Here is a 12,242-nt window from a genome sequence, read left to right on the forward strand (position 1 = left end):
GATTCGGGATTCGGGATTCGGGATTCGGGATTCGGGATTCGGGATTCGGGATTCGGGATTCGGGATTCGGGATTCGGGATTCGGGAGGCGGGAGGCGGGAGGCGGGAGGCGGGAGGCGGGAGGTTTGCCTTGCGGAGGTGGACAGCGCGGCACATCAGGCGCGACCCGATCCCAACCGGCAAGCTCCCTTCTCCCGCTGGCGGGAGAAGGTGCCCGAAGGGCGGATGAGGGCAGCCGGCGGCATCTGCAAGTCCCGGATACAGCATCAACCCGACCTTGCACAAGGCGCCACCGCCTCGCCTGTAACGCACCCAGCGATCAGCTCAGCCGCGCCGTCTCAACCCGCCACCACCACATGGCATCCCGCTACACACGCTCCAACCCACGCATCAGCCAACGAAATGCTGATACCCGCGCTGCGTCGGATGCCAGGGATTGCCATCTGCGTCGTGCACCACCACACCCGGTGTGGCCACGATGCGGCCGATACGCGTCGCGGCCACACCAGCGAACGCCATCGCCTGCTGCACCGCATCGCGGTGCTGCGCGGCGGCGGTGAAGCACAGTTCGTAATCATCGCCGCCACCCAGCTGCCAGCCCAGCCACGTCGGCGCGTCGAAATCGGCGCCGCGCGGCATTGGCGGCAGCGCCGCAGAAAGGATCTGCGCACCCACACCGCTACGCTCGCACAGATGGCCCAGGTCGGCGAGCAGGCCATCGGAAACATCCACGCAGGCATGCGCAAGCCCACGCAGACGCAAGCCGGCCTGCACGCGTGGCCGCGGGCGCAGCAGACGGCCGCGCCAGGTTTCATGCAACGGATTGGCCGCCACCTGCGTGACATCCAGCCGGCCGGCCTGCCACAGCGACAATGCCGCGGCAGCTTCGCCCGGCGCCCCGGTGATCCACACGTCATCGCCCACGCGCGCAGCATCGCGACGCAGTGCCGCGCCTGGCGGCACGCTGCCGATGGCGGTCACTGCACACGACAACGGCCCGCGCGTGGTATCGCCGCCGACCAAGGCGATGTCATGCGCATCGGCCAGCGCAAAGAAGCCATCGGCAAACCCGTCCACCCAGGCCAGATCGTCGCTGGGCAGCGACAGCGACAAGGTGCACCACCGCGGCTGCGCGCCCATCGCGGCCAGATCCGAGAGATTCACCGCCAACGTCTTCCAGCCGACATCGGCGGCCTGCGTCTCGTGCGGGAAATGCACTCCGGCATTGAGCGTGTCGGCGGTGATCGCCAACTGCTCACCGGCCGGCGGCTGCAACAGTGCCGCATCGTCGCCAATGCCCAACGGCACATCGGCACGCGCGGCAATGCGGGCGCGCAGACGGGCGATCAGATCGAATTCGGGCATTTGCAGGACCGGGAGTGGGGATTGGGCATTCGGGAGTGGTAACAGCAGGCTGTGTGAGCAGCTGGCCAGTCGTCCTGTCGACGGATGCGACAGCGCAGCCATGGCGGATCAACTCAAGGTCATTCGAGCAAAGGCGCTCGCACCTTGCATCAGCCGGACCGGCGCTCGCTGCCAATCCCGAATCACGAATGCCGAATCGCGGAGCCTCAGGCGCCCGACTCGATCTTGCGCCACTCCACCGCGGCGCGATCCAGCACGCCATTGACGTAGGTGTGGCCATGTTCGGAGCCGAAGCGCTTGGCGGTTTCGATCGCTTCGTTGATCACCACGCGGTACGGCACGTCCTGCCGGTACAGCAGCTCGTAGGCGGCCAGGCGCAGCACCGCGCGCTCGATCGCATCGACTTCTTCCACGCCACGATCCAGATACGGCGTCAGCGCGGTATCCAGCTCGGCACGGTTGGCGATCACGCCATCGACCAGGCTTTCGAAGTACGCCAGATCGGCCACTTCGTGCGCCTGCTCATGCGCGAACTGGGCGATCACCTGCTTGGCGAATCCGCCGGAAATCTGCCAGGCATACACCGCCTGCAAGGCGCGCCGGCGCGCGCGCGAACGCAGCACCGGGTCGATGCCGTCGCGACGGCCGTGGCGGGCGTGTCCACCGGACTTGCTCATGGCAACAACTCCATCAGATTCACCAGTTCCAGCGCGGCAAGCGCGCATTCCTCACCCTTGTTGCCGTGGCTGCCGCCGGCACGCGCCTCGGCATCTTCCACGCGCTCGACCGCCAGCACGCCATTGAGCACCGGCACGCCGGTCTGCAGCTGCACGCTCATCAGGCCTTCGGCGCACAGGTCGGCCACGTGTTCGTAATGGCGGGTATCGCCGCGAATCACGCAGCCCAGCGCGATGATCGCGCCATGCTGGCCGGACTGCGCCACGCGGTTGGCGGCGATCGGGATTTCCCAGGCGCCGGGCACGCGGATCACGTCGATGGCGTCCTCGCCAATGCCGTTGCCGGCCAGGCTCTGGCGCGCGCCGGCAACCAGCACGTCGGTGATGCGGGCGTTCCAGCGGCTGGCGATGATCGCAAAGCGCGCGGTGGTGGGGCGAAGATCGCCTTCGTAGTGGGTCATGCGGGTCGGCAACTCGAGGGGGCGGGAAGTTTAACAGCTGCCGGGGCCGGCCCCGGCGGGCATCGGCATGGCGCGGCCCGGCAAAGCAGGCCCTGCCTTGGCGCCGAGCGCTTGGCATTGGGCGACGCTGCCGTGCGGGCAGGCGACGGGCAGGCGGCAACCGGGCGCCGCCTGCGACCGCACCGCGGACGGCGCGTTGTCGCCGGACTGCGCCAGCGCCACGCGACAGCGCGGCGCTGGCGCAGCATGACCTACGGCACCGCGTCCGGCGGCACCGAGCGCACGCCCTGGCCCGGGTGGCATTCCAGGTACTCCACCACTTCCAGCCCGAAGCCGGCCAGGCCGACCTGGCGGCGCGGCGTGCCCAGCACCCGCAGCTTGCCCAGGCCCAGTTCGGCCAGGATCTGCGCGCCGGCACCGTTGCGCCGCCACTGACTGACGTCCTTGGCGTTGGCGGCGGCCTCCGGCTGCTGGCGCAAGCGGGCCAGCAGCGACTCGCTGTCGCGCGGGGCCGACAGCACCACCATCACGCCCTGCCCTTCGGCGGCGATGGCACGCAAGGCGTCGGTGGCGGCCACGCCGAAATCCTCGCGCTGCCAGTGCAGCAGGTCGGCCAGCGGGTTCTCCACCTGCACCCGCACCAGCGTGGGCGTGTGCGGATCGGCCGTGCCGCGCACCAGGGCGAAGTGCAGGTCGTGGGCGATGCGGTCGCGGTAGGTCACCAGTTGGAACGGCCCGAACTCGGTGGTGATCTCGCGCGCGTCCACCCGCTCGACGGTGTGCTCGTTGGCCAGCCGGTACGCGATCAGGTCGGCGATCGAGCCCATCTTCAGCCCGTGCTCGCGCGCGAACACTTCCAGCTGCGGGCGACGCGCCATGCTGCCGTCCGGGTTGAGCACTTCCACCAGCACCCCGGCCGGTTCCAGCCCGGCCAGCATCGGCAGGTCGCTGGCCGCCTCGGTGTGGCCGGCACGGGTCAGTACGCCACCAGGCTGGGAAATCAGCGGGAAGATGTGCCCCGGCTGGCTCAGGTCCTGCGGCTTGGCATCCGCACGCACTGCCGTGCGCACGGTGTGCGCGCGATCGTAGGCGGAGATGCCGGTGGTCACGCCTTCGGCCGCTTCGATGCTGACGGTGAAGTTGGTTTGGAACTGCGCGGTGTTGTTGCGCACCATCGGCGCCAGGCCCAGCTGCGCGCAACGCTCGCGGGTCAGCGACAGGCACACCAGGCCGCGCGCGTGGGTGACCATGAAGTTGATGTCAGACGGCTTGACCAGCTCGGCGGCCATGATCAGGTCGCCCTCGTTTTCGCGGTCTTCGTCATCGACGATCACCACCATGCGCCCTGCGCGCAGTTCTTCGATCAACTCGGGAACCGGTGCGAAATTCATGCCGCACCCCGCGTGCCGAGCAGGCGTTCGACATAGCGCGCCACCAGGTCGATCTCCAGGTTCACCGCCGCGCCCACCGCGGTTGCGGAAAACGCCGTGTTTGCCACCGTATGCGGGATCAGCGCGACCTCGAAGCCGGCATCGTCCACCGCGTTGACGGTCAGGCTGACGCCATCGACGCAGATCGAGCCCTTCTTGGCGACATAGCGCAGCACCTCGGGCGGTGCGGCAAATCGCCAGCGCTGTGCGCGGGCATCGTCATGGACCGATTGCACCTGGCCCAGGCCATCGACATGTCCGCTGACCAGATGACCGCCCAGCCGGTCGGTGGGGCGCATCGCGCGTTCGAGATTGATCAGCGCACCTTCGGGCAGCGCGCCCAGCGTGGTCAGCGCCAGGGTTTCGGTGGATGCATCGGCCTGGAAGCTGGTTGCGTCGAACGCGATCACGGTCAGGCACACGCCATTGACCGCGATGCTCTCGCCCAACTGCACCGCGTCGAACGGCAGGCTGCCGGTGGCAAAGGTGAAACGCACATCGCCGCCCTGCGGCTGGCGCGCGGCCAGGCGGCCGACGCCTTCGATGATTCCGGTAAACATCAGTGCGCTCCCTCCTGCAGCGGGCGCTGCGTAGACGTCGGGCGGTGAACAGGTGCAGGAAAGTGCAGCGGGTGATGCAAAGACATAGTCGTTTCTCGCAGGAGTTGAGCGAAAAACGCCACAAGGCAAAGCAAACAGGCGCACGCACAGCCGCAAGGCTGCGCATTGGCCGTCTTCTTTCATCCGGACTATACCGTCGGCTCCGGCATCGGACCGGATCTGCTGACCTTCGCCGGCGTGTCCGCACGGGGCGGGGCGACGGCGAAGCGCTCGCGGGCTCGCACGCTTGCACATGCCTACCGCCGGTGGGGAATCGCACCCCGCCCTGAAGACGTTCGTGAGTGCCGGCGAACCGGCCCGGAGAGTTTAACAGCGCCTCGCCTGGGCATTGCTGGCCGCAGCACGCACGCTGGCAGGACGCTGCGTCATGTCGGGAATTCCCCCATAGCCAGCATTGTGAAGGTTCTGTTAAATTTCGCGCCGCGACGGGAGACGTCGCTCGCCGTCCCGCAACGGGATGGACTTACGGATATCACTGGAGAGAAGTACATCATGCGCAACACCCTCATTCTGGCCGCCTTGCTGGCCGCCGCACCGTTCGCTGCGTCCGCTGAAGGCTTGAGCTACAGCTATGTCGAAGGCGGCTGGAATCGCACCGAGATCAGCGTGAACAGCGATTCCGACGACCTGGACGGTGGCTACATCCGCGGCTCCTGGCAGATCGCCGAACCGGTCTATGTGTTCGCCGGCTACCAGCGCGCCGAAAAGGACTTCAACCTCGGCTCGGGCTTCGTGCTCGAAGGCACTCTGCAGCAGGCGAATCTGGGTATCGGCTACCGCCAGGAAATGACCGAGCGGGTCGAGTTCATCGCCGACATCAGCGTACTGCGCTCCAAGGTCGAATCCGAACTGCGCCGCGGCAATAGTTCGCTCGGCGATTCGTCCGATACCAGCACCCTGGGTTTCGGCAACCTGGGCCTGCGCGGCAAGCCTTCGCCGCGCACCGAAGCGTGGGTCAAGGCCGGCTACATCGACGGCAGCGACGTGGACGAAGGCGAATTCGTCGGCACCCTCGGCGGCCAGGTCAACTTCACCCGCACCTGGGGCCTGGTCGGCGAAGTCCAGTTCATCGACAACGCGAATCAGTACCGGGTCGGCGTGCGCGCCAGCTTCTGATCGGCGGCGTCATCGCATCACCGAGGCCCCGAATGCGGGGCCTTTTTGTTGTCTGGATCGAGGCTGCGTGGTGAGGCCTGCACACCGCGTAACGACGATCGGTATACGCCTGCGACTGAAGTTCTCGCGATGCGTCAATGCCAGCGTGTGATCGCACATCGCAACCCATGAGATGTGCAGCAGGCCGGCTCGCGTCCAAGCCCGGAAGATATCCGGCGCGCGGGAGTACGCACCGGCATGCTTGAATCGCCATAGCACACCTCGCAGCCGTTCGCATCAACCGCCTGGCACAGGCGGTGACGGCCTTGCTGCGCGACTCAACTGCTGTGGCTCGAACGGCGCTTTGCCGGATGTCAGCCAGCCGTCACGGGCGCGTAGCGCAGGCGCAGGTCCTGCCCCAACTGACGAACGTCGAGCAACTGCAGCTGCTGGCGTTGCGCCAGCGTCTGAATGTCCAGGCCCGCCACCAGCGGCCTTGCGCTATCGCCCAGCAGCACTGGCGCCAGGTAGACCAGCAGCTCGTCGACCAGCCCGGCCTGCAGGAGAGCGCCACTCAGGGTGGCACCGGCCTCCGTATGCACCTCGTTGATGCCGCGCTCGGCAAGCACTGCTACTACGGCCTGCAGATCGAAACGGCCATGGTGCAATGGCATGCCGACGAACTCGGCAGCGTCGAGCGGCGGCGGCGTCATCTCTTCGCCATGCAGATACAGGGTCGATGCGTCGCCCCGGCGGATGTTGCCGCATGCAAGCGTACGCAGGCCCGCATCCAGCACCACCCGCAGCGGCGGCACGAACGGCGTGTCGTCGCCCAGCCGCACCGTCATCGACGGATCGTCGGCCAGCACCGTGCCGGCGCCGGTGAGGATGGCGCTGGCGCACGCGCGCCAGCGCTGCACATCGGCACGCGCATCGCCGCCGGTGATCCATTTGGATTGGCCACTGGCCAGCGCAGTGCGTCCATCCAGGCTGGCGCCCAGCTTGACCCGTATCCACGGCCTGCTCCGCTCCACCCGCGAAAGGAACCCGCGATTGAGCGCGCGCGCCTGCGCCTGCAGCACGCCGCTGACCACCTCGATTCCGGCCTCGCGCAGCAGCGCGAATCCGCCGCCGTTGACCTGCGGAAACGGGTCGGCCATGGCGGCCACCACACGTGCCACGCCAGCCTCGATCAAGGCCAGGGCGCAGGGCGGGGTGCGCCCGTAATGCGCGCACGGCTCCAGGGTGACATAGGCCGTGGCCCCACGCGCCTGCTCGCCGGCAGCGCGCAGTGCGAACACTTCGGCATGCGGACCACCAGCGCGCTGATGGAAGCCCTCGCCCACGCAGACGCCATCGCGCACGATCACGCAGCCCACCATCGGGTTCGGCCGGGTGGTGTAGGCACCGCGCTCGGCCAGGCGCAGCGCCTGCGCCATCCAGCGGTGGTCGTCGGCGGTGGCGGCATGATCGGTCACGGTGCTGTCTCCTGCGGGGCGATGCGCATCACCACGATCTGCATCGGCCCCAATAAAAGTTCGGTATGCGTCTGCCATCCCAGACGCTGATAGAACGGCACCAGCGCCGGTTGGCAGTACAGATACAGCAGCGGCACCTTCAGGCGTGCGGCGGCCTGCACGCAATGCGCCACCAGGGCCTGGCCGATGCCCTGCCCGCGCGCCTGCGGCCGCACGTACAGCGAGGCCAGCCAGGGCGACCAATCCCCGAGGCGGGCGTCATCGGTGTCCAGCAGGCTGACCGATCCCAGCCAGTGCGCGCGATCGAGCGCGATCCAGGTGGTGGGAATGACGTCGTCGCGCGTGTGGCTGCGCAATTCGTCCAGCGCCTGGTCCAGGGTCCAGTCGGGCAACAACGCGCCGAACGCCTGCAGGTGCGCCTGCGCAATGGCCGGCAGATGCTGCGGCGTTTCCGCCACGCAGGCGATGCGCACCGCGCTCAGCGCTTGCCGGGTTTGCCGGCGCGTTCCAGCGCCGCTTCCAGCAACGGCAGCTGCTCGCTGCCGACCGGAAGCTCGCGTTCGAGCTTTTCGATTTCCTCGCGAAAATCGGCCACGTCCTGAAAACTGCGGTAGACCGAGGCGAACCGCACATAGCCGACATGATCGAGCTTGCGCAGCTCGACCATCACGTATTCGCCCACCCGCAGCGAACCCACTTCGCGCTCGCCGGACATGCGCAGCTGGTGCACCACCGAGCGTACCGCCGCCTCGATCTGCTCCTCGGCCACCGGCCGCTTCTGCAGCGCGCGGTCGAAACTGGTGCGCAGCTTGCGCGCGTCGAAGGCCTCGCGCCCGCCGTCGCTCTTGACCACGGTGGGCAACTTCAGTTCGATCGTTTCCAACGTGCTGAAGCGCTCGCCGCACGCCTCGCACTCACGGCGCCGACGAATCGTCGTTCCGTCTTCGGACACGCGCGAATCGATCACGCGGGTGTCGTTGTGCTGGCAGAAGGGGCAGTGCATCAGGCGTCCGGGATTTGGGAGTGGGGATTCGGGATTGGCAACAGCACAAGCAAAGGCGCGCCGTCAGCGCATCCCCAATCCCGAATCACCAATCCCGGCACCTCAGCCATACACCGGATACTTCCTGCACTGCGCGGTCACCGCGTCGCGCACCCTCGCCAGCACGGCCTCGTCGCTCGGGGCGTCGAGCACGTCGGCGATCCAGTTGGCCAGGTCGATGCTGTCCTGTTCCTTGTAACCGCGCGTGGTGATCGCCGGGGTGCCCAGACGCAGGCCCGAGGTCACGAACGGCGAGCGCGGGTCGTTGGGGACCGAATTCTTGTTGACGGTGATGTGGGCCTTGCCCAGCGCCGCTTCGGCGTCCTTGCCGGAGACATCGCGGCCGACCATGTCCACCAGCATCAGGTGATTTTCGGTACCGCCGGAGACGATCTTGTAGCCGCGCGCGATCAGCGTGTTGGCCATGGCCTGGGCATTCTTCACTACCTGCTGCTGGTAGGTCTTGAACTCCGGCTCCAGCGCTTCCTTGAACGCCACCGCCTTGGCCGCGATCACGTGCATCAGCGGGCCGCCCTGGATGCCGGGGAACACGATCGACTGCAGCTTCTTCTGCAGCTCCTCGCTCGCCCCCTTGGCGACGATGATGCCGCCGCGCGGTCCGCGCAGGGTCTTGTGGGTGGTCGAGGTGACCACATGCGCATGCTCCATCGGGCTGGGATACACCCCCGCGGCCACCAGGCCGGCGATGTGGGCCATGTCCACGAACAGAACCGCGCCGACGCTGTCGGCGATGGCGCGGAAGCGCGCCCAGTCGATTTTCTGCGAATAAGCCGAGAAACCGGCCACCACCATCTTCGGCTGGTGCTCGGTGGCCAGGCGCTGGACCTCGTCGTAGTCGATCAGGCCCTGCTCGTTGACGCCGTACTGCACCGCGTTGAACAGCTTGCCGGAGACGTTGACCTTGGCGCCGTGGGTCAGGTGGCCGCCGTGCGCCAGGCTCATGCCCAGGATGGTGTCGCCGGGCTGCAGCAGCGCCAGATATACCGCCTGGTTGGCCTGCGAGCCGCTGTGCGGCTGCACGTTCGCATAGTCGGCGCCGAACACCTGCTTGATGCGGTCGATCGCCAGCTGCTCGGCGATGTCCACGTACTCGCAGCCGCCGTAGTAGCGCTTGCCCGGGTAGCCTTCGGCGTACTTGTTGGTCAGCTGGCTGCCCTGCGCCTGCATCACCAGCGGGCTGCAGTAGTTTTCGCTGGCGATCAGCTCGACATGATCCTCCTGGCGGCCAGCTTCAGCGGCGATGGCCTTGGCCAGTTCGGGGTCGTAGGTTTCCAGTCGGACGTCGCGCGAGAACATGCAAAGCTCCGGAGCAGCTGCAGCCAGTAGGGCCGCCGATTGTATGCCTCCGCCGCACGGGTGACCAATCGGGCCAACTGCGCTCGCGCCGCACACATGGCAAAGGCGCACCCGTGGGTGCGCCCTTGTGTGATGACCGGCTCCATTGCCCTCCAGCGGCTGGACGCCGCTGGCCGCAGCGCTTTAGTTGTTGAGCACCAGGTCGGCAATGATGCCGGTGGCGATGGCGACCAGCAGCAGGTTGCCGCGGTCGTCGCGCTGCCAGCGGTAACCGTACGGCGGGCGGCGCAGGTCGTAGCGGTCGTAGTCGTTGATCACATAGACCGGGCCGTGATAGCGCTGGCCGCGGGCCCAATACGGACGCGGCGGCGGGCCGGCGCGGTAGTAGGACGGGCGATCGTAGACATAGACCCGATTGCCGTAGCGGTGATCCTGGTAGCGCGCGTCGCGATAGCCCTCACGGTAGCCGTTGCTGTAATGGCGGCGGTCGTCGCGCCATTCGCGCCGGTCGGCCCGGCGATCGTCGCGCCAGTCGCGGCGGTCGTTGCGCCAGTCGCGGCGGTCGTTGCGCCAGTCGCCGCGGTGGTCGCGGTCATGGCCGCGGCGATCGTGGTCGCGGTCCCAGTCCCCGGCAAAGGCAGCCGGAGCCACGGAACCCAGCGCCAGGATGGAGGAAAGCACAACGGTAACGATGCGTTTGCGGTTCATGACCAGCTCCTGTTTGCGATGTCGCAATTTCATTAAGGCGCTGCCCGCCTTAACGCATTCTTGCTGGAATCGGTTACGAAATTCCCTATTCAGGTCATAGGTAGGCTGCTGTTTAGCTCCAGATCGGCCCACCGCGGCTCCGGGCAGTTGCCGGTATAATCGACGCAATCCCTTTTCCGCTGCCTCCGGCCTCGGCCGGCGGGCTGCCTGCGTCCACGGAGCACCCATGTCGCAATACATCTACACCATGAACCGCGTCAGCAAGGTGGTCCCGCCCAAGCGGCAGATCATCAAGGACATCTCGCTGAGCTTCTTCCCGGGCGCCAAGATCGGCCTGCTGGGCCTGAACGGCGCCGGCAAGTCGACGGTGCTGAAGATCATGGCCGGCGTGGATACCGATTTCGAGGGCGAGGCCCGCCCGCAGGCCGGCATCAAGGTCGGCTATCTGGCACAGGAACCGCAGCTCAACCCCGAGCACACCGTACGCGAGGCGGTCGAGGAAGGCGTGGGCGACGTGCTGCAGGCGCAGGCCGCGCTGGATGCGGTGTATCTGGCCTATGCCGAGGAAGGCGCCGACTTCGACGCCCTGGCCAAGGAACAGGAGCGCCTGGAGGCGATCCTGGCCGCCGGCGATGCCCACACCCTGGAGAACCAGCTGGACGTGGCCGCCGATGCGCTGCGCCTGCCGCCGTGGGACGCGGTGGTCGGCAAGCTCTCCGGCGGCGAGAAGCGTCGCGTGGCGCTGTGCCGGCTGCTGCTGCAGAAACCGGACATGCTGCTGCTCGACGAACCGACCAATCACCTGGACGCCGAATCGGTGGAATGGCTGGAGCAGTTCCTGGCGCGCTACACCGGCACCGTGGTGGCGGTGACCCACGATCGCTACTTCCTGGACAACGCCGCCGAGTGGATCCTGGAACTGGATCGCGGCCGCGGCATTCCGTGGAAGGGCAACTACACCGACTGGCTGACCCAGAAGGACGAGCGCCTCAAACAGGAAGACAACCAGGAGAAGTCGCGCCAGAAGGCGATCCAGAAGGAACTGGAATGGTCGCGCCAGAACGCCAAGGGCGGCCGCACCAAGGGCAAGGCGCGTCTGGCCCGCCTGGAAGAACTGCAGTCGGTGGACTACCAGAAGCGCAACGAGACCAACGAGATCTTCATCCCGCCGGGCGAGCGCCTGGGCAACTCGGTGATGGAATTCAAGAACGTCTCCAAGAAGTTCGGCGACCGCCTGCTGATCGACAACCTGTCGATGATCGTGCCGCCGGGCGCCATCGTCGGCATCATCGGCCCCAACGGTGCCGGTAAGTCGACCCTGTTCAAGATGATCACCGGCCAGGAGAAGCCCGATTCCGGCGAGATCGTGGTCGGCCCGACCGTGCAGCTGTCCTACGTGGACCAGAGCCGCGACGCGCTGGAAGGCAACCACAACGTGTTCCAGGAAATCGCAGGCGGCCTGGACATCCTCAACATCAATGGCGTGGAGATCCAGTCGCGCGCCTACATCGGCCGCTTCAACTTCAAGGGCCAGGACCAGCAGAAGATGGTCGGTTCGCTGTCCGGCGGTGAGCGCGGTCGCCTGCACATGGCCAAGACGCTGTTGCAGGGCGGCAACGTGCTGCTGCTGGACGAACCGTCCAACGACCTGGACATCGAAACCCTGCGTGCGCTGGAAGATGCCTTGCTGGAATTCCCCGGCAACACCTTCGTGATTTCGCATGACCGCTGGTTCCTGGACCGGATAGCCACGCACATCCTGGCCTTCGAAGGCGACTCGCACGTGGAGTTCTTCCAGGGCAACTACCGCGAGTACGAAGAAGACAAGCGTCGCCGCATGGGCGACGATGCCGGCCCCAAGCGCCTGCGCTTCAAGGCGCTGAAGTAAGGCCGACACGGACGACCGGGGCGCCGCAAGGCGCCCTTGTTGTTTCCGGAGCGGGGAAAGCGTGTGCACCGGATCCCGCGCAACCGGTGACCTCACGCCCGCGGATGGACGCGCTTGCACGAGCGCAGGCGCGCCGGTGCCGCGATGCGCCTGATTGAGCGC

Annotated in this window: 12 protein-coding genes and 1 riboswitch; of the genes, 2 read left to right on the forward strand and 10 right to left on the reverse strand. The window is 67.1% G+C overall.

The genetic code is table 11. The features are described 5' to 3' along the window. Positions 1 to 389: 389 nt before the first annotated feature. The 5 genes from thiL to XcodCFBP4690_RS01430 all read right to left on the reverse strand — a co-directional run bounded on the left by thiL (position 390) and on the right by XcodCFBP4690_RS01430 (position 4,492). Positions 390 to 1,364, reverse strand: coding sequence for a thiamine-phosphate kinase (gene thiL / locus XcodCFBP4690_RS01410; RefSeq protein WP_104539296.1), 975 nt, complete (start codon positions 1,362 to 1,364; stop codon positions 390 to 392). A gap of 206 nt (positions 1,365 to 1,570) precedes the next feature. Continuing rightward, on the reverse strand, positions 1,571 to 2,041 hold the full coding sequence (nusB, locus tag XcodCFBP4690_RS01415; RefSeq protein WP_104539297.1) for a transcription antitermination factor NusB: 471 nt from the start codon (positions 2,039 to 2,041) through the stop codon (positions 1,571 to 1,573). Beyond that, positions 2,038 to 2,502 carry a 6,7-dimethyl-8-ribityllumazine synthase gene (ribH, locus tag XcodCFBP4690_RS01420; protein WP_003490334.1) on the reverse strand — a complete coding sequence of 155 codons (465 nt, stop codon included), beginning with the start codon at positions 2,500 to 2,502 and terminating at the stop codon, positions 2,038 to 2,040. Before ribH ends, nusB begins: the two co-directional genes overlap by 4 nt. Positions 2,503 to 2,753: 251 nt before the next feature. Beyond that, positions 2,754 to 3,893 (reverse strand): 3,4-dihydroxy-2-butanone-4-phosphate synthase, encoded by a 1,140-nt coding sequence (gene ribB, locus XcodCFBP4690_RS01425; protein ID WP_104539298.1) that lies wholly within the window; start codon positions 3,891 to 3,893, stop codon positions 2,754 to 2,756. Next, complete coding sequence (locus XcodCFBP4690_RS01430; RefSeq protein WP_104539299.1) at positions 3,890 to 4,492, reverse strand: riboflavin synthase; 603 nt, start codon at positions 4,490 to 4,492, stop codon at positions 3,890 to 3,892. The genes ribB and XcodCFBP4690_RS01430 overlap by 4 nt, the downstream gene beginning before the upstream one ends. Before the next feature lie 167 nt (positions 4,493 to 4,659). Further along, a riboswitch (FMN riboswitch) is annotated at positions 4,660 to 4,829 on the reverse strand. 215 nt (positions 4,830 to 5,044) lie between these two features. On the opposite strand from XcodCFBP4690_RS01430, the gene XcodCFBP4690_RS01435 reads away from it, so the two are divergent. Next, positions 5,045 to 5,668 carry a hypothetical protein gene (locus tag XcodCFBP4690_RS01435; protein WP_104539300.1) on the forward strand — a complete coding sequence of 208 codons (624 nt, stop codon included), beginning with the start codon at positions 5,045 to 5,047 and terminating at the stop codon, positions 5,666 to 5,668. A 353-nt stretch (positions 5,669 to 6,021) separates the two neighbouring features. Here XcodCFBP4690_RS01435 and ribD read toward each other — a convergent pair whose 3' ends face one another. From ribD to XcodCFBP4690_RS01460, 5 genes are all read right to left on the reverse strand, one after another. Then, the gene (gene ribD / locus XcodCFBP4690_RS01440) at positions 6,022 to 7,125 is read right to left on the reverse strand and encodes a bifunctional diaminohydroxyphosphoribosylaminopyrimidine deaminase/5-amino-6-(5-phosphoribosylamino)uracil reductase RibD (RefSeq protein ID WP_279628088.1); all 1,104 of its coding nucleotides are present in this window, start codon (positions 7,123 to 7,125) and stop codon (positions 6,022 to 6,024) included. After that, entirely contained in the window at positions 7,122 to 7,607 is a 486-nt protein-coding gene (locus XcodCFBP4690_RS01445) for a GNAT family N-acetyltransferase (RefSeq protein ID WP_146091812.1), read from the reverse strand. The genes ribD and XcodCFBP4690_RS01445 overlap by 4 nt, the downstream gene beginning before the upstream one ends. Beyond that, positions 7,604 to 8,128: a transcriptional regulator NrdR gene (nrdR, locus tag XcodCFBP4690_RS01450; protein WP_024743411.1), complete on the reverse strand. Its 525-nt coding sequence runs from the start codon at positions 8,126 to 8,128 to the stop codon at positions 7,604 to 7,606. Before nrdR ends, XcodCFBP4690_RS01445 begins: the two co-directional genes overlap by 4 nt. A gap of 102 nt (positions 8,129 to 8,230) precedes the next feature. Next, positions 8,231 to 9,484, reverse strand: a complete 1,254-nt coding sequence (gene glyA, locus XcodCFBP4690_RS01455) for a serine hydroxymethyltransferase (protein WP_104539302.1) — start codon at positions 9,482 to 9,484, stop codon at positions 8,231 to 8,233. A gap of 183 nt (positions 9,485 to 9,667) precedes the next feature. Continuing rightward, positions 9,668 to 10,192 (reverse strand): RcnB family protein, encoded by a 525-nt coding sequence (locus XcodCFBP4690_RS01460; protein ID WP_104539474.1) that lies wholly within the window; start codon positions 10,190 to 10,192, stop codon positions 9,668 to 9,670. A 226-nt stretch (positions 10,193 to 10,418) separates the two neighbouring features. On the opposite strand from XcodCFBP4690_RS01460, the gene ettA reads away from it, so the two are divergent. After that, complete coding sequence (gene ettA, locus XcodCFBP4690_RS01465; RefSeq protein ID WP_104539303.1) at positions 10,419 to 12,080, forward strand: energy-dependent translational throttle protein EttA; 1,662 nt, start codon at positions 10,419 to 10,421, stop codon at positions 12,078 to 12,080. The last annotated feature ends 162 nt before the right edge of the window (positions 12,081 to 12,242 follow it).

Source organism: Xanthomonas codiaei (assembly GCF_002939785.1).
GTDB classification, from domain to species: Bacteria; Pseudomonadota; Gammaproteobacteria; order Xanthomonadales; family Xanthomonadaceae; genus Xanthomonas; species Xanthomonas codiaei.